23 protein-coding genes are annotated in these 25,270 nt (G+C 66.2%); 13 read left to right on the plus strand and 10 right to left on the minus strand.

Annotated elements, in window-relative coordinates; translation table 11 throughout:
• The first annotated feature begins 1 nt into the window (after position 1).
• Genes EV652_RS14555 through EV652_RS14565 form a run of 3 tightly spaced genes read left to right on the plus strand, consistent with a single transcriptional unit; the run spans position 2 to position 2,731 of the window.
• A complete protein-coding gene (locus EV652_RS14555) occupies positions 2-874 on the plus strand; it encodes a branched-chain amino acid ABC transporter permease (RefSeq protein WP_132209615.1) in 873 nt (290 codons plus the stop codon).
• Positions 871-1,926, plus strand: coding sequence for a branched-chain amino acid ABC transporter permease (locus tag EV652_RS14560; RefSeq protein ID WP_132209616.1), 1,056 nt, complete (start codon positions 871-873; stop codon positions 1,924-1,926). Before EV652_RS14555 ends, EV652_RS14560 begins: the two co-directional genes overlap by 4 nt.
• A 1-nt stretch (position 1,927) precedes the next feature.
• Positions 1,928-2,731 carry a hypothetical protein gene (locus tag EV652_RS14565; protein WP_132209617.1) on the plus strand — a complete coding sequence of 268 codons (804 nt, stop codon included), beginning with the start codon at positions 1,928-1,930 and terminating at the stop codon, positions 2,729-2,731.
• Here the strand turns inward: EV652_RS14565 and EV652_RS14570 are convergent.
• Together EV652_RS14570 and EV652_RS14575 are read right to left on the minus strand one after the other, a co-directional pair.
• Positions 2,728-4,575 (minus strand): helix-turn-helix domain-containing protein, encoded by a 1,848-nt coding sequence (locus EV652_RS14570; RefSeq protein WP_132209618.1) that lies wholly within the window; start codon positions 4,573-4,575, stop codon positions 2,728-2,730. The two genes, EV652_RS14565 and EV652_RS14570, sit on opposite strands and share 4 nt — an antisense overlap.
• Positions 4,560-5,312, minus strand: coding sequence for a 3-hydroxybutyrate dehydrogenase (locus EV652_RS14575; RefSeq protein ID WP_132209619.1), 753 nt, complete (start codon positions 5,310-5,312; stop codon positions 4,560-4,562). Before EV652_RS14575 ends, EV652_RS14570 begins: the two co-directional genes overlap by 16 nt.
• Before the next feature lie 225 nt (positions 5,313-5,537).
• Here EV652_RS14575 and EV652_RS14580 point away from each other — a divergent pair, with 225 nt between their 5' ends.
• The 3 genes from EV652_RS14580 (at position 5,538) to EV652_RS14590 (ending at position 10,414) form a co-directional block, all read left to right on the plus strand.
• Positions 5,538-6,227, plus strand: a complete 690-nt coding sequence (locus EV652_RS14580) for a RibD family protein (protein WP_132209620.1) — start codon at positions 5,538-5,540, stop codon at positions 6,225-6,227.
• On the plus strand, positions 6,220-6,669 hold the full coding sequence (locus tag EV652_RS14585) for a cytidine/deoxycytidylate deaminase family protein (protein ID WP_132209621.1): 450 nt from the start codon (positions 6,220-6,222) through the stop codon (positions 6,667-6,669). Before EV652_RS14580 ends, EV652_RS14585 begins: the two co-directional genes overlap by 8 nt.
• A 646-nt stretch (positions 6,670-7,315) precedes the next feature.
• Positions 7,316-10,414, plus strand: coding sequence for a DEAD/DEAH box helicase (locus tag EV652_RS14590; RefSeq protein WP_132209622.1), 3,099 nt, complete (start codon positions 7,316-7,318; stop codon positions 10,412-10,414).
• A 206-nt stretch (positions 10,415-10,620) separates the two neighbouring features.
• Here EV652_RS14590 and EV652_RS14595 read toward each other — a convergent pair whose 3' ends face one another.
• Entirely contained in the window at positions 10,621-11,622 is a 1,002-nt protein-coding gene (locus EV652_RS14595) for an FAD-dependent oxidoreductase (protein ID WP_132209623.1), read from the minus strand.
• Positions 11,623-12,127: 505 nt separating this feature from the next.
• On the opposite strand from EV652_RS14595, the gene EV652_RS14605 reads away from it, so the two are divergent.
• Positions 12,128-13,102: an aldo/keto reductase gene (locus tag EV652_RS14605; protein ID WP_132209625.1), complete on the plus strand. Its 975-nt coding sequence runs from the start codon at positions 12,128-12,130 to the stop codon at positions 13,100-13,102.
• A 413-nt stretch (positions 13,103-13,515) separates the two neighbouring features.
• Positions 13,516-14,274 carry an alpha/beta fold hydrolase gene (locus tag EV652_RS14610; protein WP_158441161.1) on the plus strand — a complete coding sequence of 253 codons (759 nt, stop codon included), beginning with the start codon at positions 13,516-13,518 and terminating at the stop codon, positions 14,272-14,274.
• A gap of 222 nt (positions 14,275-14,496) precedes the next feature.
• Here EV652_RS14610 and EV652_RS14615 read toward each other — a convergent pair whose 3' ends face one another.
• Positions 14,497-15,366 (minus strand): LysR substrate-binding domain-containing protein, encoded by an 870-nt coding sequence (locus tag EV652_RS14615; RefSeq protein WP_132209627.1) that lies wholly within the window; start codon positions 15,364-15,366, stop codon positions 14,497-14,499.
• Between the two features lie 61 nt (positions 15,367-15,427).
• On the opposite strand from EV652_RS14615, the gene EV652_RS14620 reads away from it, so the two are divergent.
• Positions 15,428-16,432 carry an aldo/keto reductase gene (locus tag EV652_RS14620; RefSeq protein WP_132209628.1) on the plus strand — a complete coding sequence of 335 codons (1,005 nt, stop codon included), beginning with the start codon at positions 15,428-15,430 and terminating at the stop codon, positions 16,430-16,432.
• 256 nt (positions 16,433-16,688) lie between these two features.
• Positions 16,689-17,003: a nuclear transport factor 2 family protein gene (locus EV652_RS14625; protein ID WP_132209629.1), complete on the plus strand. Its 315-nt coding sequence runs from the start codon at positions 16,689-16,691 to the stop codon at positions 17,001-17,003.
• Positions 17,004-17,007: 4 nt separating this feature from the next.
• On the opposite strand, the gene EV652_RS14630 is transcribed toward EV652_RS14625, so the two are convergent.
• The 3 genes from EV652_RS14630 to EV652_RS14640 form a co-directional block, all read right to left on the minus strand.
• Entirely contained in the window at positions 17,008-17,379 is a 372-nt protein-coding gene (locus EV652_RS14630; protein ID WP_242001766.1) for a RidA family protein, read from the minus strand.
• A 420-nt stretch (positions 17,380-17,799) separates the two neighbouring features.
• Positions 17,800-18,687, minus strand: coding sequence for a LysR family transcriptional regulator (locus EV652_RS14635; RefSeq protein ID WP_132209631.1), 888 nt, complete (start codon positions 18,685-18,687; stop codon positions 17,800-17,802).
• A 67-nt stretch (positions 18,688-18,754) separates the two neighbouring features.
• Positions 18,755-19,429 (minus strand): class I SAM-dependent methyltransferase, encoded by a 675-nt coding sequence (locus tag EV652_RS14640; protein ID WP_132209632.1) that lies wholly within the window; start codon positions 19,427-19,429, stop codon positions 18,755-18,757.
• Between the two features lie 46 nt (positions 19,430-19,475).
• Between EV652_RS14640 and EV652_RS14645 the strand changes: the two genes are divergently transcribed.
• The 3 genes from EV652_RS14645 to EV652_RS14655 all read left to right on the plus strand — a co-directional run bounded on the left by EV652_RS14645 (position 19,476) and on the right by EV652_RS14655 (position 21,915).
• Complete coding sequence (locus EV652_RS14645; protein ID WP_132209633.1) at positions 19,476-19,892, plus strand: hypothetical protein; 417 nt, start codon at positions 19,476-19,478, stop codon at positions 19,890-19,892.
• Positions 19,893-19,961: 69 nt separating this feature from the next.
• Positions 19,962-20,846 carry a nucleoside hydrolase gene (locus EV652_RS14650; protein WP_132209634.1) on the plus strand — a complete coding sequence of 295 codons (885 nt, stop codon included), beginning with the start codon at positions 19,962-19,964 and terminating at the stop codon, positions 20,844-20,846.
• A 286-nt stretch (positions 20,847-21,132) separates the two neighbouring features.
• Positions 21,133-21,915, plus strand: a complete 783-nt coding sequence (locus EV652_RS14655) for a L,D-transpeptidase family protein (protein WP_242001767.1) — start codon at positions 21,133-21,135, stop codon at positions 21,913-21,915.
• 100 nt (positions 21,916-22,015) lie between these two features.
• Here the strand turns inward: EV652_RS14655 and EV652_RS14660 are convergent, their stop codons facing one another.
• The 3 genes from EV652_RS14660 to EV652_RS14670 form a co-directional block, all read right to left on the minus strand.
• Positions 22,016-22,927, minus strand: coding sequence for a sigma-70 family RNA polymerase sigma factor family protein (locus EV652_RS14660; protein WP_199238180.1), 912 nt, complete (start codon positions 22,925-22,927; stop codon positions 22,016-22,018).
• A 185-nt stretch (positions 22,928-23,112) separates the two neighbouring features.
• Entirely contained in the window at positions 23,113-24,480 is a 1,368-nt protein-coding gene (locus EV652_RS14665) for an amidase (protein ID WP_132209635.1), read from the minus strand.
• Positions 24,481-24,498: 18 nt separating this feature from the next.
• Positions 24,499-25,269: an SDR family NAD(P)-dependent oxidoreductase gene (locus EV652_RS14670; RefSeq protein WP_132209636.1), complete on the minus strand. Its 771-nt coding sequence runs from the start codon at positions 25,267-25,269 to the stop codon at positions 24,499-24,501.
• Between the last annotated feature and the right edge of the window lies 1 nt (position 25,270).

A 25,270-nucleotide genomic window follows, 5' to 3' on the forward strand; every position in this document is an offset into this window, starting at 1 on the left:
GATGAGCGACCTGCTTCAGCACGCGTTCAACGGCCTCGTCAACGGCAGCTTCTACGCACTGCTGGCGCTCGGGCTGGCCGTCATCTTCGGGATGCTCGGCGTGGTCAACTTCGCCCACGGCGCGTTCTACATGCTCGGTGCGTTCGGCGCGTTCATCCTCCTCAACGAGGCCGGCATCAACTTCTGGATCTCCCTGCTGGTAGTGCCGCTTGCGCTCGGCGCGGTCGGGATGGCTCTGGAGCAGTTGCTCGTACGTCGGTTGGTCGCGCTGGATCCGCTGTACAACTTCCTGCTGACGTTCGGCCTGACGCTGATCTTCCAGGATCTGCTCCGGATGAAGTACGGCTCGCAGCCGCAGCCGTATCCGCAACCGGCCGGGCTCCGCGGCACGGTCGACCTCGGGTTGTTCGACTTCCCGGCGTACCAGGTGTTCGTGCTGGTGTTCTCCGTGCTCGTCTCGCTGGGTGCTTGGTTGCTTCTGGCCCGTACTCGGGTGGGGATGATCATCCGAGCGGCGACCGAACGTCCTGAGCTGACTCGTGCGATGGGGATCGATGTGGGGCGCTGGATCTCGCCGGTCTTCGGGTTCGGGATCGCGCTGGCCGCGCTGTCCGGCGTACTGGCCGCTCCTATGCGGGCGGTCAGTCCGCTGATGGGGGCGGACCTGATCATCCTCGTGTTCGCCGTTGTGGTGATCGGTGGCCTCGGGTCGATCTTCGGCTCGGTGGCCGCCGGGTTCCTGATCGGCATGCTGCAGGCGCTCGGCAATGTGTACGTCCCAGGACTGGCGACCACGTCGGTCTTCATCCTGATGGCCATCGTGCTGCTGTGGCGGCCGGCTGGTCTGTTCGGCCGTGAGGAGACCGCGGTATGACGGTTCTGGTGTTCCGCAAGCTGGCGGTGATGCCTCGGCTGTGGCGAGTCGTCGGGGTGCTCGGTGGGCTGGTGGTCGTGCTCGCGCTGCCGTGGCTCATCTATCCGCCGGTGGCGATGGACATCGTCGCGTGGGCCTTGTTCGCGGTCGCGCTCGATCTGCTGCTCGGGTTCACCGGACTGCTGTCCTTCGGGCATGCGGCGTTCTGGGGCACTGCGGCGTACGCGGCCGGCACGATCGCCATCGAGACTGGCGTGCCCTTTCCGGTCGCGATTGTCGGCGCGGCAGTCGCGGCGATGGTGCTGGCCGTTCCGATCGCGCTGCTCGCAGTACGGCGTACTGGCATCTACTTCGCGATGGTGACACTCGCCTTCGCGCAGATGGTGTACTACGTCGCGAACCAGTGGCGCGGGCTGACCGGTGGGGAGAACGGTCTGCAGGGGATCCCGAAGAACCTGTTCGGGCTGGATCTGTCGGATCCGTTCTACTTCTATTACGCCGGTCTGCCGATCGCTTTGATCGGGCTGCTGATCGCGTGGCGCGTGGTCCACTCCCCCTTCGGGCGAGTGCTCGTCGCGATCCGGGAGAACCCGGCTCGCTCTCGTTCGCTCGGGTACCCGGTGGACCGCTACAAGGTGATGATCTTCGTGATCTCCGCCGGGTTGTCCGGGCTCGCCGGCGGGCTGTATGCGATCAGCCACGGGTTCGCGTCGTTGCAGGAGGTGTACTGGACGACGTCTGGCAAGGTCGTGATCATGACAGTGCTCGGTGGCATCGGGACGCTGTGGGGCAGCACGATCGGTGCCGCTCTGATCGTGCTGGTCGAGGACTATGTCGCGACCTCGGGGATCCACATCGGCCCGTTGAACATCACCGGTCCCGGCCTCATCACCGGTCTCATCTTCGTGGTCGTCGTACTGCTCTTCCGGCGGGGCGTCTGGGGGACGGTGGCGCACCTGCTTCGTCGCCGGCGCGACGTTCCTGAGCCGCACCTTAGTGGTACGGCGCCGGCGGTGGCTGAGCAGGAGCCAGTCGTGGCGCAGAAGCCGTGACATGAACCCTCTCCCGCATCTCGACGCGGGCCGGATCTACCGACTCGCGCCGTTCGAGGAGGTGGTGACCGAACTCCGGAAGGCCTTCGCCGATGGTCCGTCGGTCATTCGACCTCAGGGTGTTGCCGCCCAGCCGTTGGTGGCGCCAGCGACCGCTCAGGGGTCGTATGGCCTGCTCGGCAACGGCCCGTCGCTGGCGCCCGGCAAGGGGTCGTCTGTCCATGGGTCGTACGTCCAGGGGTCGTACGTTCTGGTCGGCAACGACGGCTCCGCGGTTGCGACGCTTGACGGCGCCGCTTTGGCAGCCCGCCGTACGCCGGCTGTGTCAGCCCTCGCCACGGACGCTCTCGCGCGGGACGACGTACGACGGTTGGGGGTCTTCGGCACCGACGTACAGGCTCGCGAACATGTCCGCGCGATGCGCTGGGTCCGACCTTCTCTCGAGCAGATCGAGATCGTCGGCCGCGAGCCGGTGGCGACCGAGCGCTTCGTCGCCATGCTCCGGGGCGAGGGGCACCCGGCTGTCGTGGCGAGCGCGGCGGATGCGTTTCATGCTGACTTGATATGCATGTGTACATGGCAATCCGAGTCGTTGTTCGGGCTGTCAGCCGGTACTCACTTCAACGCTGTCGGGTGCGGTGAGCTGCCGGTCGGCCGAGTCGTCGACGATCTGGCCGCCCTGGCTCGTGGAGAAGTCCGGCGCGAGACCTTGGACGAGATCACGGTCTTCGTGCCGGCGGGACTCGCGGTGGAAGATCTCGTGGTGGCGACTCTGGCCGCGCGGAATGCCGGCCTCATCGACTAGGACCGCACGAGGCGGTGGAGCCTGAGCGCGAGCTGGATCTCCAGTGAGGGTTCGGCCTCCTGCCAGTCGCTGCCGAGGAGTTGCGAGACCCGGTCGAGGCGCTGGGCAACGGTGTTGACGTGTACGTGGAGATCATCCTTGGCGCGGGTCAGGTTGCCGCCGTTGGCGAAGTACGTCTCCAGAGTCTGGATCAGCCCGGTGCCCCGGCGTTCGTCGTACTCAAGAACCGGACCGAGTACGGCGTTGACGAACCGCTCGACGCCACGGGCCTCACCGAGCAGCACTCCCATGAAGCCGAGTTCCCGGCTGCTCGTCCCATCACCGCAACGGCCGAGCGCCATCAGCGCCTCCAGGCATCGCAGCGACTCGGCGTGGGCGGCCGGAACCTTCTCGGGTCCCGACACCGGACCCGCCGCGCCGACTGTCACCGGCTGGCCGATCGCGACCGCCAACTCCTTGGCCAGCCGCCGCGCAGCCGCTCCCGCTTCCTCACCGGGGAGAAGAAGTACGGCGCACTCCTGGTGCAGACATGCGATCCCGTCTGACTGTCTAGCAAGATGACTTGCCGCGAAAGCCAACCGATCCAGGCGCCCGCGGTCCGTCTGCGCGACCACCACAGCGAACTCGCCGTCGGTGTTGAAGCCGACCTGTCGCGCTCGCTCCCTGAGGGCATCACCGGCTCGCTCGCCATTCGTGATCAGGTCGGAGACCAGCTCACCGCGGATCCGGTTCTCGGTCTCCATCGCCGTACGCTTCATCAACTGCAGCAAGGCGGTGACCAGTGCTGCGCGTTCCAAGACCCGCTGATCTGCACCCTCCAGGTCTTCTCGACCTTGCAGTACGAGCGCTCCGAACTCCTCCGAGCCAGCCACCACGGCCGCGAACCACGTGCTGTCGCGACAGACCGCTCGGCCCTCGGCGCGCGACTCTGCGACGGCGCTAAGCCACCCGGCCGGCGCATCATCGGCGTCCAGCACGGTCAGGTGGCCTCCTAGCACCTCCGTGACCGCGGCTGCGACCTCATCAACACCAGCTCCACGCAACGCGAGATCTGCGAACCGGTCGTGGGCCTCGGCCGCCCGTTCCACCGCCTCACTGTGCCGCCGTACCAGGGTGTTCGCCGCATCAAGCTCCCGTACCGCGGCCCGCGCCTCCTCAAGCAGCCGTGCCCCATCGATCGAGATCGCCGCGTGTGCCGCCAACGAACACAGCAGCGAGATCTCGTCCCTCGCGAACGGGCGCCTGCTGCGGTCGGCCGCGAACAGCACCCCGAGCACCTGCGGACCAAGCAGCAGCGGTACGCCGAGAATCGCCACCAACCCTTCATCGGAGACGGCACTGTCGACGTCTTTGACATGATCGAACCGCTCGTCAGCGGCGTAGTCATCCGTGGCGTAGGGCAACGATGTATCGGCGACCAGGCCGCCCAGACCAGCCCCCATCGCCAGGCGGACCTGCTGGAAACTCGCCGAGACCACGCCCGCCGTGGCTCGCATGTACGTGTCACCGCGGTCGGGGTCGATCAGCGTCAGGTACGCGACATCCGTGTGGAGCAACGTGCGCGCACGCCGCACGATCGCGTTGAGCACAGCGTCGACATCCTGCAGCCCGGCGAGATCACCCGCCGTCTCGAACAACGCCTCGAGCTCGATCTCCCGCCGCCGCCGATGCTCCAGCGCCCGACGTACCCTCAGCGCGAGCGTCTTCGCCTGCTCGAGTTCGTGGAGCTCCTGTGGGCTAGCGCCCTTCGCGACCGCAGCACGCAGCGGCTCGTCGTACTCCTCGGGCGGGGCGTCGCGAGCAAGCAGACTCAGGAAGGGCGTGTCTTTCAGCGTGCTGTCCACCCTCCGTCCATCACAAACGACGTGCCGGTGATCGAATCGGCATGCGGACCACACAGGTAGGCAGCCATCTCCGCGACCTGCTCCGGCTCGATCAGCTGCTTGATCGCCACCGGCTTGAGAAGGATCTCCTCGAGCACCTGGTCGGGCTCGATGCCATGGGCAACCGCCTGGGCCTCGACCTGCTTCTCGACCAGTGGGGTCCGTACATATGCGGGGTTGATGCAGTTCGACGTGACCCCGTGCGCCGCACCCTCCAACGCGATCACCTTCGACAACCCCTCGAGCCCGTGCTTGGCCGCCACGTACGCCGCCTTGAACGGCGACGCCCGCAACCCATGCACCGACGAGATGTTGACGATCCGCCCCCAGCCGCGCGCATACATGTCCGGCAGCACCTGCCTGGTCAGCCGGAAGGGGGCTTCGAGCATGACTCGCAGCATGAGCGAAAACTGGTCCGGTGAGAAGTCCTCGATCGGACTGATGTGCTGCAACCCCGCATTATTGACCAAAACGTCACACCGCAGCCCCAACGCATCCACAGCCTCAAGATCCCCCAGATCCACTACCTCCGCCCGCCCACCCACCTTCTCCGCAACCCGCTTAGCCCCCACCCCATCCACATCGACCACAACAACCTCAGCCCCCGCCCGCCCAAACCTCTCCACACAAGCAGCCCCAATCCCCCCAGCCCCACCCGTAACCACCACACACCGCCCACCAAGCCCCAGATCACCCATCCCCCGACGCTAAGCACCCCCGACCGGCTCCAACACGTGCGCAACTCACACAGCGACCCACCTTGAGATGTCCGCCGCAGACATACGCAGACGCGGGCCAGGTGTCCGCAGTCAGCTGCCCGCAACTCGAGCCGCCTCCACTCGCCGCTTAGGCGCATCCGATAGCGTCGGACAGTTCGTGCGCAATTCCCAACGGCTGTCATTGAACCGATCGAGGAGACCCGGGTGACCGATCGTCCGCATGTCCTGCTCTCTGTCGCAGCGTCGATAGACGGCTACATCGACGACAACACCGACCAACGCCTTCTCCTCTCCAACGACGAAGACTTCGACCGTGTAGATGAGGTGCGCTCAGAGGTCGACGCGATCTTGGTCGGAGCCAACACCATCCGTCGCGACAACCCGCGGCTCCTCGTCCGGAGCCAGGAGCGCCGTGACCGGAGGCTGGCTACCGGATCTTCAGAGTCTCCGATCAAGGTGACGATCACAGCGAGCGGTGACCTCGACCCGGCAGCGAACTTCTTCACCGCCGGCGATGTGAAGAAGGTTGTCTACACACCCTCAAATGCCACGGCCAAGACATCGGAGGCTGTCGGCCACGTCAGTGACGTCGTCGACGCCGGCGATCCGCTGAGCCTCCACGTAGTGCTGGTCGACCTGGCCAAGCGAGGCGTACGGCGCCTGATGGTCGAAGGTGGCGCAACCATGCACAACCAGTTCCTGTCAGCCGGCCTGGCCGACGAGGTCCACCTCGTGATCGCACCCTTCTTCGTCGGCGACAGTACTGCGCCTAGATTCGTACGAGACGCCCAGTTTCCACAGAACCCGTCGAACCGCATGAAGCTGACCGAGGTCAAGCAAATCGGAGACGTCGTACTCCTCCGCTACATACCGAAGGGACCCACAGATGCCTGACCTCGACGACCGCCACTGGCTTCAGCAGGCCATCGACCTGTCCCGATCCTGTCCACCAACCACCACCGCGTTCTCCGTCGGCGCCATCATCGTCAGCTCAGACCGCGAAGTCCTCTCCACCGGCTACTCCCGCGAGACCGATCCCCACGATCACGCCGAAGAAATCGCCCTCACCAAGATCCCCGCCAACGACCCCCGCCTCCCCCACGCCACCTTCTACACAAGCCTCGAGCCCTGCAGCAAACGAGCCTCCCGCCCCCAAACCTGCACCCAACTCATCCTCGCCGCCGCCATCCCCCGAGTAGTCCTAGCCTGGCGAGAACCCACCATCTTCGTCGACTGCGAAGGCGTAGAACTCCTTGAAGCCGCCGGCGTCGCGGTAGTCGAGCTCCCAGACCTTGCTCAAGAGGTCAAGGAGATCAACGCAAACCTGTTGGACTGACTGAGCGTCGGCAGCTCGTCGACGCCTGCGGTAGGCGCACAGGTCGCCGCACGCCTACCGCAGTGTCACGTCGCGAAGCTACCTAGGGCCCGTGGTAGCGCGCGCGGCCGCGCTGACAATCGGCTCCGCCAAGCGACGAATCTCGTTCATCAGCGCTTGATGGTCAGCGTCAGCCTGATCGTGAACGACCGCATCAGCCACTTCGCCGTCGCCGGACAGCACTAGGAAACCTACTTCTCTTCGACCGAGATCTACGTTCACGTAGTGCGGGTTGCTCACCCACCTCGTGCGGACGCGTGCCAGCTCTTTCATGGTGCTCTCCAAACTGTGTGCTGAGATCGACTGGAATTGCCCGTCAAGCCCGGCCTGCACTCATGCGGCTCTGGGCGACGGACAGAGGATGGAAGAAGCGGCGCAACGCGTGCGCCGCGAGCCCGACACCGGGCTGGATAGATCGCCCGGCAACACCCCCGCTTACTGGTCCGTTCATCTGAGGACCTCGGAGCATCTGGGACGCCTGATCATGCGATCACCAACCAAATAGCCGAATCGAGCATCTGGGGCACGAGACACGCTTACTAGAACGTCGAAGCTCAGCAACTGTCGGCTCCGTCTGGCAAGCTCCTCTGCAAGGGGTGATAGGCAGATGGAGCCAGGGATCTACGACGCGCTGGTCACGAACGGCCTGCTTGAGGCGATCAGTCAGGCGAACGGACAAATGGCCGTCCTTCACAGCGTGGATGATGCCGATCAGCCCGAGGTTCTCGCTCGGCATGTGCGAGACGCCGTACTGCGCACTCTCGGCAGCACGCGCGATCAGAGCCAACGAGTTGCATTGGTCAACGACCTGCTCGAGCGCCTGGCAGCGCACAACGATTCCCTACCCGACGGCCAGCCTCGGCAATTGCACGCATTGCATCCACCAGCCCGGCCAGGGACCACGACGTACAGCGGCGCCCGACCAAGTACACCGCTGTCCGACGCCGCGCTGCTCACGAACTCACACGGTGAGCCATCGCTCGGACCTGAACTGCGTGCTGAGATCGATACCTCGGACGAGGTCGATCTGGTCTGCGCGTTCGTGAAGTGGTATGGCCTCCGCCTGCTCGAGTCTGAGCTTCAACAACTCAGGCTCCGCAACGCCCCATTCCGCGTCATCACCACCACCTACATGGGCGCCACAGATCGCCTCGCGCTCGACCGGCTCGTCAACGACTTCGGCGCCGAGGTAAAGATCCAGTACGACGTGAACCGGACCCGACTCCACGCGAAGGCCTGGCTCTTCCGACGCAACAGCGGCTTCGACACGGCGTACGTCGGCTCCTCGAACCTGTCCCGGGCGGCGATGTTGGACGGCATCGAGTGGAACGTTCGTCTCTCGCGGATCGCAACGCCGAGCCTTCTGACCAAGTTCGGCGCAACCTTTGATACGTACTGGAATGACTCGACCTTCGAGACCTACGACCCCGAGCGCGATCGTGATCGACTCGACGACGCGTTGGCGGCACTGGGCAACAACCGCACATCAGACCGAGTCACGATCTCTCTTGCTGGCCTCGAAGTTCGGCCTCGGCCGTATCAGGCCGAGATGCTCGAAGACATCGAGGTCGAACGCGAAGTCCATGACCGGCATCGCAACCTCGTCGTCGCGGCAACTGGCACGGGCAAGACCGTGATCGCCGCGTTCGACTACCGACGTCTTCGTGACGCCGCATCGCAGCGCGGCGAGCCAGCGCCCTCCCTCCTCTTCGTTGCCCACCGCAAAGAGATTCTTCAGCAGTCCCTCCGGACGTACCGCGAGGTTCTGGCTGACGCAACCTTCGGCGAGGAGTATCACTCAGGTCTCCGACCCGAGCGCTGGCGGCACGTGTTCGCATCGGTCCAAGCGCTGACGGCGTACGACGTCACAACGATGCCGGCGGACGCGTTCGATATCGTCGTTGTCGACGAGTTTCATCATGCCGCCGCATCGACTTATCGCCGTCTGCTCAATCACCTGCAACCTCGCGAGCTGCTGGGCCTCACGGCAACACCAGAACGCACCGACGGATTCGACCTTCGGAGCTACTTCGGCGGCCGGACGGCCGTAGAGCTACGACTGTGGGACGCGCTTTCAGCCGATCTTCTCTGTCCCTTCCACTACTTCGGTATTGCCGACGGCACCCATCTCACGGACCTGCAATGGAGACGCGGCCGATACGACGAGCAGCAGCTCGAGAATCTATACACCGGCAACGACAAACGCGCAGCTATCGTGCTGCGCGAGGTACGGGACAAGCTCACAGACCCGCAGGCAATGAGAGCACTCGGCTTCTGCGTCTCGATCGCACACGCCGACTACATGGCCGGCGTATTCAGCGAGGCCGGAATCCCGGCACGCGCCGTCTCGGGTCTGACTCCAGCCGCACAACGCGACCAGGCACTGCGCGACTTGAAGGATCACCGAGTCAACGCCCTCTTCGCTGCCGACCTCTTCAACGAGGGCCTCGATCTTCCCGAAGTCGACACAGTCCTCTTCCTTCGCCCCACGGAGAGCCCCACGGTCTTCCTCCAGCAACTCGGCCGCGGCCTACGCCAGGCAGATGGTAAGCCTGTGCTCACCGCCCTTGACTTCGTGGGTCATCAGCGCAGAGAGTTCCGGTTCGACAAGCGCTTCCGCGCCCTCACCGGAGACACTCGGAAGGGTCTAGAACGCCAAGTCGAGCAGGGCTTTCCGTTCCTCCCAGCTGGATGCCAGATCGTCCTTGACAAGGTCGCACAGGAAGTAGTGCTGTCCAATCTTCGAACACAGATCGGAGGCCGCTGGCCAGACCTTGTCACCGAGCTCAGGGCGCACGGCGACCAGAGTCTGCCGACGTTCCTCCAGGAGTCGGGCATCGAGCTCAGCGACGTACTCCGAGACCGCCGTAGCTGGACGGCCCTGCGTCGAGAAGCAGGACTCCACACTCGTAAGGGCTCGATCCATGAGTCAGCGCTCCTTCGCCGCGTGCGCGCGCTCGCCCACGTGGACGACCCCGAGCGAGTCCTCACCTACCGCCGTCTGCTCGATGACGACGGCCCGACGTACGACGACTTGACGCCAGCCGAGCGCACATTCGCCCGCATGCTGTTCTTCTCACTCTGGCCAAATGGCGGCGGCTTCGCCTCCTACGCAGACGGCGTCAATGCACTCAAGCATGAGCCTGCCGTACGAGATGAACTGCTCGAAGTTATCGACTTCGCGATGGACAACGCCCGCCACCGCACTCTTCACCTCTCCGGCCGACTTAGAGACTTGCCGCTGCGCGTACATGCCCGGTACCAGCGTGAGGAGATCCTCGCCGCCCTCAACTACGCCAACCTGCAACGTCGCCCCAGCACCTTCCAATCCGGTGTCCTGTACGAGCAGGAGCGAAAGGTCGACGCGTTCTTGGTGACCTTGACCAAGTCAGAGGCGGACTACTCCCCCACAACGATGTACAAGGACTATGCCATCAGCCCCACGCTTTTCCACTGGGAGTCGCAGAGCAATACGTCCGTCGACTCCCGAACCGGACAGCGCTACCTCAACCACCGTGAGCTAGGCACCAACATCCTCATCTTCGCCCGCCAATACAACCGAACCGACCTCGGCACCTCCCCCTACCTCTTCCTAGGCCCAGCCGCCTACACCACCCACACCGGCGACCGACCCATAGCCATCACCTGGAAGCTCGACCACGCCATGCCAACGGAGATGTTCCAAACCGCCTCGGTGGTCGCCTGAGTCTCTGCCTCAGATCCCCAGACGAAGCCGGCCCATGGCTGTTGCAGCGATGTCATCCCACTGAAGAGTCAAGTCCTTGGGCCGAAGCTCCACCTCGACTCAGGCAGAGGCACGCCAAGTCTGAACGCTATCTGTGGTTGCACGATAAGCACGCGGGTCCGCGCACTCGCATCGAGTCCGTTGGCCGGCGAAATGACGGCTCGGCTCTACGCGTTCATGGCTGGAGGAGGGGTAGTGCACCCCGAGGCCCGGACGGCAGCTGGGAGAAGGGCGGCGACCTCCTGTGCGCAGCCCCAGGCGAGACTGACGCCAGCGCCGCTGTGTCCGTAATTGTGGATGATCAGGCTTCCGATCGCTGATCGCTCCGCCTCGACACGGATCGTGGGTCTGGTCGGTCGTAGGCCGACTCGGTGCTCCAGGATCGTGGCATCGGCCAGGCGGGGTTCGAGCCTCACACACCTGTCTACGATGGCAGCCGCGATCGCATCGTCTGGGTCGCGGTTCCACACCTCGGGCTCGGCGGTTCCGCCGAGGATCACGTGGTCGCTGTGCGGGTAGATGGCAAGTAGGTCCGCTGCATCGTCGGTGTCGGCTTCGAGGAATTCCGTGAGGCCGGGGTTCGTGGCCACGACGTGGTAGCCGCGCACCGGAACAAGATCCATGTCGTGGACGAGATGTCTGGCGCCGATGCCCGAACAGTTCACAATCGCGGTCTGCGGGTCGGTGCTGGCCTGATCCAGCGACGTCAGCCGCTGGATGGTCAGAGTCCCACCAGCGGCTCGCAGTCTAGTCAGCAGGTAGTCGAGGTGAACGGGCATGTCGATCAGCGGTGCGCTGTACCGAACGCCGTGACTGTAGCCAGATGGCAGCTCCTCGGAGGCACACGGCTTCCGGTCGGGCAGCAGGCTGGCCCAGCCCGGTGGGTCATATTTCGTTCGGGATACCTCGATGCCCGTCGCCACCCGCACGCCTGTGTCAGGCTGGTCGGCGAGTTCGCGCAGGACCTTCAGACTGTGAGCGGCCCAAGGAAGGATAGGCCCGCGCGGCTCGACCAGCCAGGGCCCCCACAGCGCCCCGGCAACGGCCGAGGTCGTCGCCTGAGGCGGCTCGGCCGCTACTACCTCCACCCGATGACCTGCTTCAGCGAGTCGGACAGCGGTGGTCAACCCGATCACGCCAGAGCCGACGACGATTACGCGCTGGTTCATGACGCCGGCCTCCTGCCGAGACAGGCTTCGAGCGAAGGCAGGAAGTCCCGGACGTACTCGTTACGCTTGGCGCGCCGGAGCCGCGCCGCGAGCCTGCCGAGCACCTCAAGACTTCGAGCGGAGGACCAGCGTCTGTACCCGAGGGACGCCGAGTTGCTCCCGGGCTGGCATCCGTCACGCGCGGGGTGGCACTTCCTCAGCTGCAACACAACTCCTCCCAAGCGGTCGTGCCGGAACCACCCGACGAACTGCTTACCTAGTGCAACAGCACTGTCCTGAAGCCCTGTGACGACCGTCGGCGACCCCTCGCCCGAAATCTCCGCTGCGAGCTTGTAAGTGCCGACATCGAATTGGTGGCCGACATGGCAACGAGCCTATGGGGTTAGCAACCGCTCTGACCGGGCACGCGGTACGTCGTGATCGACAAGACTCAGAAGGATGAGTAATCGGACTGAGTGGATTCTTCTGTTGGACAGATGAGCGGTGGCGAGGGAGGTTGGAGGGTATGGACTTTACTCATCTTGGGCGTACGGGGCTGAACGTCAGTCGGATCGTGTTGGGGACTATGAACTTTGGGCCGCACACGGAGGTGACCGACGCGCACGCGATCATGGATGCGGCGCACGACAAGGGCATCAACTTCTTCGATACCGCGAACGGATACGGGCGGGCGATCTACCCCGGCCGGACCGAGGAGATCATCGGCGAGTGGTTCGCGAAGGATCCCGCCAACCGGCACAAGACGGTGCTCGCCACCAAGGTGTACGGCGACATGGGCGATGGCTGGCCCAACGAGGGCAAACTGTCGGCGCTCAACATCCGCCGCGCGCTGGACGCAAGCCTGAAGCGGCTCCAGACGGATTATGTCGATCTGTACCAGTTCCACCACGTGGATCGGGCCACTCCTTGGGAGGAGATCTGGCAGGCGATTGAGGTCGCCGTACAGCAGGGGAAGATCCTGTACGCCGGGTCGAGCAACTTCGCGGGGTGGCACATTGCTCAGGCTCAGGCGGCCGCTAAGGAGCGGAACTTCGCTGGGCTGGTCAGTGAGCAGTCGATCTACAACCTGATTGTGCGGGATGTGGAGCGGGAGGTGCTGCCGGCTGCGCAGGCGTATGGGCTTGGTGTGATCCCGTGGTCGCCGTTGCAGGGTGGGCTGCTTGGTGGGGTGATCCGCAAGGAGAACCAGGGTGTGCGCCGGCTCGAGGGTCGTGCGAAGGAGGCACTCGAGAAGCTGCGGCCGCAGATCGAGCAGTACGAGGCGTTCGCGGAGGAACTGGGTCATGAGCCCGGCGAACTCGCGCTGGCTTGGCTCCTGCACCAGCCCGCCGTCACGGGGCCGATCGTTGGACCGCGGACGATGGAGCAACTGGAGTCTGCGGTGAGGGCGGTCGACGTCAAGCTGGATGAGAAGGCGCTCGCACGACTCGATGAGATCTTCCCCGGCTACAAGACCTCTCCTGAGGACTACGCCTGGTAAGACAACACAACATGTACAGCCCGTACGACGTCACAACGTCGTACGGGCTGTCGGCGTTCGATCGACGTGCGTCAGCGGAGGTCGGCTGACGGATTTGCCGCTGCCGGATCCCTTTGCCTCACGTGCATTTGCCTGTCCGATCACGAGGTCCGGTTGTCAGGCAAGTTCACATGAACGCCAATGGCTGTCGTCGTGGTTGCTCAAGGACACCTTCGCCTGTGAGTTGCGGGCCGTGGCGGTCTGGGGTGCGAGAGGCCATGCTGAGATCACAGGATCGCCCTGCTGGGGGTAGTCGGGGCGACCTGTCAGTTGCCTTGGGGGGACGTGCCATGCAGGAGCGGACGAGGATTGTGAGTACGGCGGACGGCCGGGAGCTGGCTGCTTGTGCTTGGGGGGATCCGAATGGGGCGCCGATGTTTTGGTTGCATGGGACGCCGGGGAGTCGATTTCTGCGGGAGCCGGGTGATGGGTACGCACAGAACCACCTCCGGGTGTTTACCTACGATCGGCCCGGTTATGGGTTGTCCACACGGGCTCCGGGGCGGCGTGGCGCGGACGCGGCGGACGACATGCGCGCGATCGCGGATGCGTTTGGGCTCGAGCAGTTCGGGGTCGCCGGTGTGTCGGGCGGGTCGTCGCCGGCGTTGGCTGCGGCGGCTCTGTTGCCGGATCGGGTGAGCCGCTGCGCGACGGTGGTCGGGTCTGCTCCCTTCACCGCCGAAGGGCTCGACTTCTATGACGGCATGGACGATTTCGCCCGGGACATCTGGCTGCATGGCCTGGAGGGAGCAGCGGCACTCGAAGCCGACTGGCAGGCCATGATGGACTGGGTCAACGCTGGCATGCCCGAGCTCGAGGTTCCGGAAGACGACCGAGCGATGCTGGTGGAAGCGTTCGATGAGTCCAGTCGGCAGGGCTCAGCCGGCTACGTCGATGATTGCCTGTCGGACGCGCGGGACTGGGGGCTCTCCGTCGAAGATATCCAAGCGCCCACTCGATTCATGCTGGCGCGCGACGACGGTTCGGTTCCGCCCGCGCATGGAGAGTGGCTTGTGCGCCATATACCCAACGCCGAGTTGATGTGGGTGGACGGCGGCCACTTCGGTCCCCGCCATGAGGCCGAGATGCAACTGATGACCTGGGTCGGCCACGGCACGGTCCCGACCAGCTGAGTGCCGCATCTGCCGGCGATGACTAGGCCGACCGCGGGCTGTTGAGCGGCTGGAGTCCGCCGTATGACGGGGTCCAGCTGGACAGGCTCGGCGGTCAGTTCACGGAGACGAACTTGGTGTAGCTGGTGCGGAGGTAGCGGCGGCGGATGGGTCGAGATGGTCACGTGGCCTGTGGTGCCGGCGGTGAATTGGTAGCGGCCTTGCAGGATCCACTGGTTCGTGTCATCCGCCGACCGAGTCGACGAAGAGGTGGACGATTTCGCGGGGGTCGGTGCGACGCCAGGCGATGGCGAGTTCGGCGGGTGGGAGGTCGGGGACCGGGCGGAAGGTTACGCCGGGGCGCTTGTAGAGGCGGGCGTTGCCTTCGGCAATGAGGGCGATGCCGACGCCGGCGCTGACCAGTTCCAGGACCTCGTCGGCGGCTGTGGCTTCGGCGACTATGGCTGGCGGGCGGCCGGAGCGGACGTCCAGAGCGAGCCAGAAGTCTCGGAGTGGGCCGGCCGCAGCGGGTAGGGCGATGAACGGTTCGTCGCGGAGTTCGGCGTACGGGATCTCGGTGCAGTCGGCGAGGCGGTGTTCTGCAGGCAGTGCTATCCAGCGGTTCTCGCGGACCAGGACTCGGGTGGCAACGTCGTCGGCGGGGATTGGGAGCCAGACGAAGGCTACGTCGCTGGTGGCGTCGGCCAGGCCGGCTGTTGGGTCGTCCCAGCCGACCAGGCGCAGGGAGACTGTCCAGCCGGGGGCCCGGGTGCGGAAGCGTTGGACGGCTGGGCGTTGGAGGTCGCGGCCGACGGCGGTTTGCATGCCGACGATGAGTTGGCGCGGGTGGGTGAGTGCGCGTGCTTCGACGTAGCCGCGGTCCCAGGTCTCGAGCATGGCGCGTACGACGGGGAGGAGCGCACTCCCCTGGTCTGTGAGGGCGAGGCCGCGGGACAGCCTGACGAATAGGTCGAATCCGAGTCGGCGCTCAAGCGCTCTGAGCTGCTTGGACAAGGCGGGCTGCGACACGAACAGGCGAGCGGCCGCGGCGGTGACTGTCGACTCCTCGGCCGTGGCGACGAAGTACCGCAGTTCCCGCAGATGGGCATCCATAACCAATGGTTATACCAACAGGTCTTGGACGAAGTGATCACCGCGAGCCAAAGCTGCGTGTATGACAAAGACACTTCCCACACGCAGTCTCGGTCAGCTCGACGTACCGGCGATCGGGTTCGGTGCGATGGTGCTCTCCCCTGGCATGTACGGCGAGATCGACGACGACCGCGGCGTTGCGGCGATCCGGGCGGCCATCGAGGCCGGCGGGACGTTCCTCGACACCAGTGATGCGTACGGCGATGACGGGCATAACGAGCGGTTGGTCGGGCGCGCGATTCGGGGTCGGCGTGACGAGATCACGCTGGCTACCAAGTTCGGGCTCGCGGTTCCGGAAGGGGCCGAGGCTCATCCGTTGCAGGTTGGGTTCGCGTTCGAGGAGTTGCTGGTGAACGCCGAGCCGAAGTACATCAAGGGGTATGCGGAGAGCAGTCTGCGCAACCTGGGCACTGATGTGATCGACCTGTACTACCTCCACTTTCCGGATCCGCAGGTGCCGATCGAGGACTCGGTCGGCGCGATGGCCGAGCTTGTTGCTGATGGCAAGGTTCGGCACCTCGGGGTGTCCAACGTGACGCCGCAGGAGTTGCGTCGGGCGCATGGTGTTCATCCGATCGCCGCCGTCCAGACGGAGTGGTCGATGTGGCGACCAGTGGATCCGGAGTTGCTCGAGGCGGCGCGTGAGCTTGGCGTCGGCGTCGTACCTTGGAGTCCGCTCGGGGCTGGGTTCCTGACTGGCACGGTTGAGCGGCTTGGTGCGGACGACTTCAGGAACAACGCACCGCGGTTCGACGCCGACAGTCTCGCGGCGAACAACGCGTCGTACGCAGCTCTGCAGACGCTGGCGGCGGACCTCGGAATCACTCGGAGTCAGCTCGCGCTGGCGTGGTTGCTACATCAGGATGCGGCGGTGGTGCCGATCCCGAGCAGCCGTACACCGGCGCACATCGAGGAGAACCTGGCGGCGGCCGAGATCACGCTGCATCCGGACACGCTCGCGCGGATCGATGCAGTACTCGCCCGACTCGAGCCCGTCGGCGCGACGTTGCTGCAGGATGCACGATGAAGTTGCTGACACGAGTACTTGTCTTACAAGTCGCAGGATTACTTGTCTTACAAGTGTCCGGGTGTGGCGAGCCGTCGGTGAGCAGCCCGACCACCACCGGTTCGACTAACCGCGGTCCGAGTACCAGCGGTTCGACAACCGGTGGCGCGCGACTACCGGCGGTCCGACGAGCGGCGCGACTAGCGCCGGTCCGACAAGCGGCGGTCCGACTGCCAGTGGTCCGACGAGCGGGCCGGCCGCGACGCCGCCGGGAGGTGTGCTGCCGGCGGCGCAGGTGTACGTCGACGCGGTTGGTCGCCGCGATCTCGATGGTCTTGTGAACGCGTTCCACACCGACGGCCGGATCGTCGATGTCTCCCGGACGATCACCGGACACGACGCGATCCGGGCCTGGGCACGCAATGAGGTCATTGGTGGCACGTTGCAGGTACTGGAGATCGTCGAGCGACGGCCGAACGGTCAGAAACTGCTGGTGCGGTGGGCGCCGGCTGGGTCGGAGGGATGGCGTGCGCACTACGACTTCACGGTTCGCGGTGACCGGATCAGTGTCGCGGAGCTGCAGTACGCCTGAGGAACTACCGGGCGGCGATCGCCTCGATCTCTAGCAGCCACGCCTCGTCGTAGATGCCCGTGATGATGACTGTCAGCGCTGGAGCGTGGTCGCCGAGGACCTCGCGCCGGATGGCTGAGTTCTGGGCGCGATATGCGCGGTCCGACAGGAATGTCGTCACCTTGACCAGGTCGGAGAGGTCCATCCCGTGATGAGCCAGGGCTGCGGCCACGTTGGCCCACACCTGACGGCACTGCTCGGCAAAGCCCTGTGCGAGGGTGCCGTCCGGAGCCACCGGGATCTGCCCGGACACGTAGACCGTGCGAGCCGGTGCGGCGATCTCGTACGAGTGCCGGTAGCCGCCACCATCGGGAACGATCGGACCAGGAGTAATCACGCCCAGATCGTGTCAGCGCCACAGGTCACAGCGGCTCGGTGCGCCGGTCAGCGCGGGCGGTATGACAGACGGCGTTCAGCTCGGGCAGCCCGCCGGGTGGCTCGGGCGGTACGACAGACGGCAGACGGATCGGGCGGTACGACTGGCCCTCGCCGATGCGCGGGCGGCTCGCGCGGTGCGACGTACAGCGGGCGACTCGGGGTGGTGCGGCGTACAGCGAACGGCTCGGGCGGTGCGGCGCAGGTCGGGCGACTGGGGCACTACGGCGGGCGGCTCGGGTGGTGCGGCAGACGGCGGGCGCTCGGGCGTTGCGACGTAAAGCGGGCGACTCGGGCGGTGCGACGCACACCGGGCCTCGTGCGGTGCGACGCACCTCGAGCGGTTCGCGTGGGCCCGGCGTGGTGGGGCGTGGGCGTCGGGTCAGGGGTGGACTGCGGTGGTGGGGAGCATGCCTATTAGGGCGTCCGCTGCTAGGGACGCCGCAGGGCTGGTGGGGACGGCGACCGAGACCTGCCAGTCGGCGGCGGCGCCCGGGGTGAGGGGGACGGTGATGTGGTCGCCTCGTTTGGCGGCTATGCGTTCGGGGACGAGGGCTACGCCGAGGTTGTGGGCGACCAAGGCGAGGAGGGTGTGTACGTCGTTGACCTCGATGGTGACCGGGTGGGCGACGCCGGCGGAGGCGAAGGCTCGGTCGGAGATGGCTCGGGCGCCCCAGGTGGGGTCGAAGTCGACAAAGGACTCGCCTGCCAGGTCGTCGAGGGAGACCGAGATCGCGGAGGCGAGGCGGTGGTCGGGGGCGCAGACGAGGACCATCGACTCCTTGGAGAGAGGGCGGAGGTCGAGGCCGTCGATCGGGTCGCCGGCGGTGGCTACGAAGGCGACGTCGAGGCGGCCGGAGGCGAGTTCGTCGAGCATCGGGGTGGAGCCGCCCTGGCGTACTTCGATCTCCACACCGGGGTAGGCGGAGCGGAACTTGGCGAGCAGCGCCGGTACGTCGACCACGCCGAGACACTGCTCGAGTCCGACGGTGAGGTGACCGCGGAGGAGTCCCTGGACCGCGGCGACCGCGTCCTTGGCGGCTTCGGCGGCGGCGAGGGCACGGCGTCCCTCGCACAGCAGCGCGCGACCCGCCTCGGTCAGCTCGACGCTCCGGGTGTTGCGGACGAAGAGGGACGCGCGCAGCTCACGTTCGAGCGCGCGGATCGAGGCGGACAGGCCCGACTGCGAGATCGACATCGCCTCGGCGGCCCGAGTGAAGTGCTTCTGCTCGGCCACCGCCACGAAGTGCTCCAAATGCCTCAGCTCCATGACTAAGAACTGTAGTCAATCGAAGCAAAAGGATTCTCCTGTCCCGCATGTTGACGTTCCGGCCCCGTTATGCGGACGCGGTGGCGACCAGGATCATCTGGTTGGTTGTCACGCGGGCCGTGGCATCCCATCCCCGCCGCCGGAGGTCGGCCTCCAGCTCAGGACCGGTCCAGTAGCGCTTGGAGATAGTGAAGGTCCGACCGTCATTGAGCTCACGGCGTTGCGGACGGCCGCCGGTCGGCGGCGCTGAGTCGGGCGGGTACGGGCTGCTGTCGACGAGGAATACACGGCCGCCAGGGCGCAGCGCCGTACGCACGTTGGACCAGAACGCGTCCAACCGATTGTCAGGCACGTGCGACAGCCAGTACGTGAAAACCGCCACGTCATAGCTCGCGGCAGGCGGCTGCCACTCGAAGACGTCGGCCACGACGTGGTCGACCGGCGCCCCGCCGAGACGCTCCCGATTGAGCTCGATCACCTCAGGTGAGGCGTCCACTGCGGTCACATGGTCGGCGTACCCGACCAGGTGCTGGGTCCACAGCCCGGTGCCGCACGCCAGCTCCAACACCCATCCGGTCGGAGCGAACGATCGCAACGCGGCCTCGGCCTCCGCCACGTCCTCGAACCAGGCCCGTTCGAGATCGGACGGCAACGCATACCGACCGCGTCGCAGCCACCACTCGTCGTACTCCCCTGCCCTGGCCTGGTAGTAGGCGATCTGCTCCGCCAGAAACTCATCCATACCTCGCCACGATAGGCAGCACGCGGGCAACGGTAAGGTGTCGGACATGGCGGATGAGGAATTTCGGGTTGAGGTCGAGCTCGGGAACGACGAGCACCGGATGTCGTTCTGGGAGCGGTTGCGGGCGCTGGATCTGGACGACGACGCGCGGAAGCGGCTCGGCAGCCAGGTGACGGTGACCCGGGACGGGAACCGGATGTTGCTGTACACGCACACCCTCGCCGACGCCCAGGAGGCGGAGCGGACCGTCAAGGAGCTCGTTGCCGACGACAACCTCAGCGCCGAGTACACGGTGACGCGGTGGAATCCGGCCGAGCAGGACTGGACGGATCCGAACGTACCGGTCGGCGAGCACGACGCGGCCAGCGACGCCGCGAAGAACGCCGGCATGGAGGTGCCGGATCAGCGGTACGTCGTGATGCAGGCGTACAAGCCGGAGTTCCTGCGCGACCTCGGACTGTAGGTCGCGGTGCTCGTCCTATAGGTCGCGCTGCTCGTCGCAGGTCGTGGCCGTAGAACCTTCAGGGGATCCATGAACCAGCTGCCGCGGGCCCGCACGCTCATTTTCGACACCGACATCGGTTCGGACGTCGACGACGCCATGGCGCTCGCCCAGATCCTCGGAACACCAGGTTTGAGCCTGCACTCGGTGACCACCGTGTACGGCGACACGCTCCTGCGAGCCCGGATCGCGCGCCGGTACGGCGTACTCGCGGACCACGACATCGCCGTACATCCCGGACAAAGCGCGCCGCTGTCCGGACGCGACGTGTGGTGGCCGGGTCACGAGGGCAGCCTGCACGAGGGGTTGGACCGCGAATCCGTCGCAGAGCTGCCCGCGGTCGACCACTTGATCGCCACCCTGCGGGCGCAGCCGGGCGAGATCGACGTCATCGCCGTCGGCCCGCTGACCAACATCGCCGAGGCACTCCGCCGGGAGCCGCACGTGGCGACCTGGATCCGCCACCTGTGGATCATGGGCGGGTTGTTCCCACCCGGCGAGAAGCCCGAGCACAACTTCAAGAGTGACGCTGTCGCCGCCCGCGCCGTGCTGTCAGCCGGGATCCCGACCACAGTGACCGGACTCGACGTGACGCAACAGGTCAACATCGACCAGACCGGGCTCGGGCTGATCGGAGCAGCGGGAGCACTCGGCGCGGCGCTGCAGGCAGACATCCGGCAGTGGTGGGAGTTCTGGCAGCAGGAATGGAACGTGCCGCACGATCCCGTCGCGGTGCTCACCCTCTCCCGGCCCGACCTGTTCACGTTCTCCGAACCTGGCATCGTCGACATCGCCGACGACGGCACGAGCACCTTCACCCCCGACGGTGCCGGCACGATGCGCCTCGCAGTCACCGTGGAAGGATCGCGCGCCGCGGCAGCCATCATCGAGGCGATCCAACGAGCCCGAACATAGCGCGAGTCCTGCGGCTGCTGATCGGAGTTCGGTGCCTTGCGCATCGAACTGCGGCCTGTGAATGAAGAGGGTCCGGGCCGCGGAGTCACGTGCGGAAAATGCCGGAACGGGTACTTGTCCAACAAGGTTGCGGGACGACCCGGGACCCGTGGTCGACAACGGTTCGGTGACGGGCGCGGGCGACGGCACGTCTGGGGAACCCTCGGAGCACTAGTCTCGGCGTTTCGTTGCAGGCTCGAGCAGCGCGGTTCTGCGACTCTGACAATGCTGAGGGAGAGGGGAAATCGTGTCTCGTCGACGTGGTCTCGTTGCCGGTTCGGTCGTACTGTCGTTCGTTCTCGTCGGCTGTTCCGACGTGGCCGCCAGTGAGTCCAGTCCATCTGACACGCCATCCTCTGCTTCCAGTACGCCGACCTCTGCCACTCCATCGAGTACGCCGAGCGCGACGCCGACCCCCGCGCCGACGACCAAGCCGAAGCCCAAGGTGAAGCAGAAGCCGCAGTACTACGCGCTCCGGGTCGAGCGGCAACTCGACAAGCTCGGGTACCCGGTCGGCGACGTCGACGGCGACATCACCGCGCGGGCCAAGCAGGCCCTGTGTGCGTGGCGCGAGACCAACGGCATGCCGGTCAGCCGCAAGGGCCTCACCCTCAACGACGCGTACTCGGTGCTCAACGCAACCAAGCGCCCGACCCCGACGCGTGAGCCCGGGATCTACGTCAACAAGACCTGCCAGGTGGCGTACCAAATCGTCGGCAAGGCCTACAAGCGGATCGTCTGGGTCTCGACCGGTGCCCCCGGCTACGAAACCCCGAACCGCACCGGCAAGGTCTGGCGCAAGTGGGCCGGCGCGCACGAGAGCAGCCTCTACCCGGAGGCCTACATGTACGACTCGCTCTACTTCCTTCGCGACCGTCCCGGCATCGCCCTGCACGGCTCCCGCGTCAACTCCCTGGTCAAGTCCTACCCCGCCAGCCACCGCTGCGTCCGCGTCACCCGTCCCGAAATCAACCAGATCTTCAAAGAAACCTCCATCGGCACCAAGGTCCAGGTCTACGGCGACTACTGAGTGCGGATCTCCAGGCCATCACATCTGGGCCGCCGCTGTCCGCGCAGCCGGGCGCTCGGTGGTGAGCCCCCGATTGTGATGGCCTGGCGGTCCGCCGACCTCAGTCGTGCTTGTCGGCGCGGGTGACGTGGAGGCTGGGTTGGGCCTCGTAGGGGGACTTGGGGAGGGTGGTGAGGAGGTCGGGGAGGTTGAAGGTTTCGAAAAGGGTCAGGTCGAAGAACGCTATCGCGTGGATGATGCCGGTGGCGGTGAGGGTGAGGACCTGGAGCTGGAAGGCTCGGTGGACGTTGTCGGCCGGGTCGCGCATGTAGACGGCGAAGCCGGGCTGGCCGTTGGCCTTGATCGGGACCAGGACCTGGTCGCCGGCCTCCTTGGCCGGGCAGTGGGTGGCGATGAGCCGACCGATGTTGCGGGCGCCGCGGAACCATGAGGTGAACGGCGGCATCTCCCAGATCGCGTCGTCGGTGAAGAATCCGGTGATCGTCGGTACGTCGTACAACTCGAACGCGGCGCGATAGCGATCCAGCAGCGCGGCGTCGTCCGCGACGTGGCTCTGGCCCGGGTCGAAGTGCAATCTGGCCTCGTCGAGATCGGCGGCGCTGACACCGATCGCATCGGTCACCCGAGCAGGCGTCCAGCCCTCGATGTCGGCCAGGATCAGCGCGGCGCGATGCCGGGCGGGCAGGCGCTGGAGCGCGGCGACGATGTCCAGGCCGATGGGACGACCGTCAGTCAGGTCGTCTGGGATGGGTTCGAGCCACAGGACCTCCGGGCTCTGTTGCAGCCTCCCCTCGGGGTCGTCGCTCGCCGCCGCCATGCTGGTCGGCAGCGGTCGCCACACGTCCTGGTCCAGACATTGCCGGGTCGCGATCGCGTACAGGTCGTCCGACGACTGCAGGCTCAGCGTGGCGACCTGTTGGGCCTCGGTGATGGACCCGAGCATCCGATAGCAGTGCGAAACCAGCCCGCGCCGCACCGCGTGGGCCGATACCTCGTCAAGACGATCCGCCATGCTCAGCAACCTCGGCCACAAGCTACACCCGCATCGACAGGCTGCCCAGGGACCGCCTCCGCGTCATGCCCGAGCGCCGCCAGCTGGTTCCTTTGCGGAAGATAGGTGCCGCCGGGCGACGCCTATCGTCCGAAGATCGAGGCCCAGTCATGGCGAGCGCGGATGGCCTCGCAACCGGCCGGCCGTCAGGCGGTCGGCCACTCCCTGCGCTCGGTGTCCAGGTACGCCGCCAACCCGAGCGCGGTCAGGTCCTGGTGATGCGGTACGGCGAGCTGCGCGCCGATCGGAAGCCCTGACGCCGACCACCCGACGTTCACCGTCGTCGCGGGGTGGGCCGACATGTTGTACGGCACCGTGAACGCGATGTGCTCGAACGGCTTGGACGGATCGTCCGTCGGATACGCCAGCTCCGCCCGGAAGGCCGTGATCGGGGCGACCGGCGACAGGATCACGTCGTATGACCGGAATACTTCGGTGACCGCCGCGGCCATCGCACCCATCTGGCTGTAGCCGTGGAAGACGTCGAAGCCGGAGAGGTCGCCTGCGGTGGAGACCCACTGGCGGATCTCGGGAAGCACCTTCGCGCGGCGGTCCTCGGGCAGTGCCGCGATGTCTGCGGCGGATCGAACCCGCCAGAAGCGGTCCAGGCCGTCGAGCATCTCGCGGGTGATGATCGGCTCGATCGGCTCGACGATCGCGCCGCCCTTCTCGAGTACGGCGGCCGCCGACGAGACGGCTGCGGTGACCTCGGGATCGACCGGGAGGCCGAGGCCTGAGTCGAGCAGGAGTGCCACGCGGAGGCCCTGAACGGTCAGTTCCTCGGTGTAGGTGTCATCGATGGTCGGGAGGGACGTGTGGTCGCGCGGGTCGTATCCGGACATCACCGACAACGCCAGCGCCGCGTCCGCCGCCGTACGCGCGAGCGGACCGATCGCACGACCCGGGTACGGGTTGCCGACCGCGACCCGGCCGTGGGTGGGCTTGATGCCGACGACGCCACACCAGCCCGCCGGCAGCCGGATCGAGCCGCCGATGTCGGTGCCGATGTGCAGCGGACCGTACCCAGCCGCCGCGGCTGCCGCGGCACCCGCACTCGAACCGCCGGGCGTCTTCGACAGATCCCAGGGGTTGCGCGTCAGGTGATGGAACGTTGACACGCCTGACGAGAGCATTCCGTATTCAGGCATCGTTGTCTTACAAAAGATCACCGCACCGGCCTCGCGTAGCCGGGCCGCGGCCGGTGCGTCCTCGGTTGCTGGGACGAGTTCGGTCGCCGCCGTGCCTTGTGGCACCGGGGTGCCGCGGGTCGCGATGTTCTCCTTGACCGTCGTCGGTACGCCGTCCAAGCGGCCGGCCGACCCATCACGCCAGCGGCGTTCCGACTCGCGGGCGGCCGCGCGGGCGCCCTCCGGATCCAGCGCGTACGTCGCACAGATCCGCGGCTCGAGTTCCTCGATCCGGGCGAGTACGTCCTCGATCACCTCGACGGGTGAGAGCGAACCGTCGCGGTACTTCGACAACAGTTCGGTCGCGGTCAGGTCGGCGAGGCTCATCCAAGCTCCAAACGAGAGTCAGTTCGGTGGGTCGAAGCGGCCGTCGACCGCGGTCCAGCCGCCGTCGACCGCGATCACGCTGCCGGTCACGAAGCTGGCGGCGTCGGAGGCGAGATAGACAACTGCACCGGCGAGCTCCTCCGGCTGGGCCCAGCGGCCAAGGGCGCCCTTCTGCGCGTAGGCGTCGTACCAGGCCTTGTTCGCCTTGATCTGGGCGGTGAGCGGGGTCTCGACGACGCCCGGCGCGACCGCGTTCACGCGTACGCCGTTCGGCCCGAGCTCGGCGGCGGCGGTCCGGAGCAGCTGGACCAGGCCGGCCTTGGTTGCCGCGTACACCGATTGGCCGGGCTCCACCGTCGTACCGCGGATGGAGCTGAACCCGATGATGCTGCCACCGCCCCGCTCGGCCATCTGCTTGCCGAAGGCACGGATCAGCTGGAACGACGCCCGCAGGTTGAGCGCCACCACCCGGTCGAACTCCTCGCCGGTGTAGTCGAGGATCCGCTTCCGCACGTTGGTCGCCGCGGTGAACACGAGTACATCGACCTGCCCAAGCTCGGCGGCTGCCCGAACGATCGCCTCGTCGTCGAGTATGTCGAGCTCGTACGACGTGAGGTCGTCACCACCATCAGCGGTCTGTGCGGCCGCGGCGAGATCCCGGTCGGCACAGGTGACGTGGGCGCCATGAGCAGCCAGCGCGAGGGCGCTCTCGCGGCCGATACCGCTGCCGGCGCCGATCACGAGAACGTGCTTGCCGTCCAAGCGGAAGAGCTTGGCGTAGTCCGTCATG

The organism is Kribbella steppae (assembly GCF_004342025.1).
In the GTDB taxonomy this organism is placed as follows: domain Bacteria; phylum Actinomycetota; class Actinomycetes; order Propionibacteriales; family Kribbellaceae; genus Kribbella; species Kribbella steppae.

Excerpts from the sequence above, each read along its gene's own strand:
- EV652_RS14555 (WP_132209615.1), top strand. The coding sequence starts at position 2 with ATGAGCGACCTGCTTCAGCACGCGTTCAACGGCCTCGTCAACGGCAGC.
- EV652_RS14670 (WP_132209636.1), bottom strand. The coding sequence starts at position 25,269 with ATGACGGACTACGCCAAGCTCTTCCGCTTGGACGGCAAGCACGTTCTC.
- EV652_RS14650 (WP_132209634.1), top strand. The coding sequence starts at position 19,962 with ATGAACCAGCTGCCGCGGGCCCGCACGCTCATTTTCGACACCGACATC.
- EV652_RS14660 (WP_199238180.1), bottom strand. The coding sequence starts at position 22,927 with ATGGCGGATCGTCTTGACGAGGTATCGGCCCACGCGGTGCGGCGCGGG.
- EV652_RS14615 (WP_132209627.1), bottom strand. The coding sequence starts at position 15,366 with ATGGATGCCCATCTGCGGGAACTGCGGTACTTCGTCGCCACGGCCGAG.
- EV652_RS14640 (WP_132209632.1), bottom strand. The coding sequence starts at position 19,429 with ATGGATGAGTTTCTGGCGGAGCAGATCGCCTACTACCAGGCCAGGGCA.
- EV652_RS14560 (WP_132209616.1), top strand. The coding sequence starts at position 871 with ATGACGGTTCTGGTGTTCCGCAAGCTGGCGGTGATGCCTCGGCTGTGG.
- EV652_RS14595 (WP_132209623.1), bottom strand. The coding sequence starts at position 11,622 with ATGAACCAGCGCGTAATCGTCGTCGGCTCTGGCGTGATCGGGTTGACC.
- EV652_RS14565 (WP_132209617.1), top strand. The coding sequence starts at position 1,928 with ATGAACCCTCTCCCGCATCTCGACGCGGGCCGGATCTACCGACTCGCG.
- EV652_RS14605 (WP_132209625.1), top strand. The coding sequence starts at position 12,128 with ATGGACTTTACTCATCTTGGGCGTACGGGGCTGAACGTCAGTCGGATC.
- EV652_RS14585 (WP_132209621.1), top strand. The coding sequence starts at position 6,220 with ATGCCTGACCTCGACGACCGCCACTGGCTTCAGCAGGCCATCGACCTG.
- EV652_RS14575 (WP_132209619.1), bottom strand. The coding sequence starts at position 5,312 with ATGGGTGATCTGGGGCTTGGTGGGCGGTGTGTGGTGGTTACGGGTGGG.
- EV652_RS14635 (WP_132209631.1), bottom strand. The coding sequence starts at position 18,687 with ATGGAGCTGAGGCATTTGGAGCACTTCGTGGCGGTGGCCGAGCAGAAG.
- EV652_RS14620 (WP_132209628.1), top strand. The coding sequence starts at position 15,428 with ATGACAAAGACACTTCCCACACGCAGTCTCGGTCAGCTCGACGTACCG.
- EV652_RS14665 (WP_132209635.1), bottom strand. The coding sequence starts at position 24,480 with ATGAGCCTCGCCGACCTGACCGCGACCGAACTGTTGTCGAAGTACCGC.
- EV652_RS14610 (WP_158441161.1), top strand. The coding sequence starts at position 13,516 with ATGTTTTGGTTGCATGGGACGCCGGGGAGTCGATTTCTGCGGGAGCCG.
- EV652_RS14645 (WP_132209633.1), top strand. The coding sequence starts at position 19,476 with ATGGCGGATGAGGAATTTCGGGTTGAGGTCGAGCTCGGGAACGACGAG.
- EV652_RS14590 (WP_132209622.1), top strand. The coding sequence starts at position 7,316 with ATGGAGCCAGGGATCTACGACGCGCTGGTCACGAACGGCCTGCTTGAG.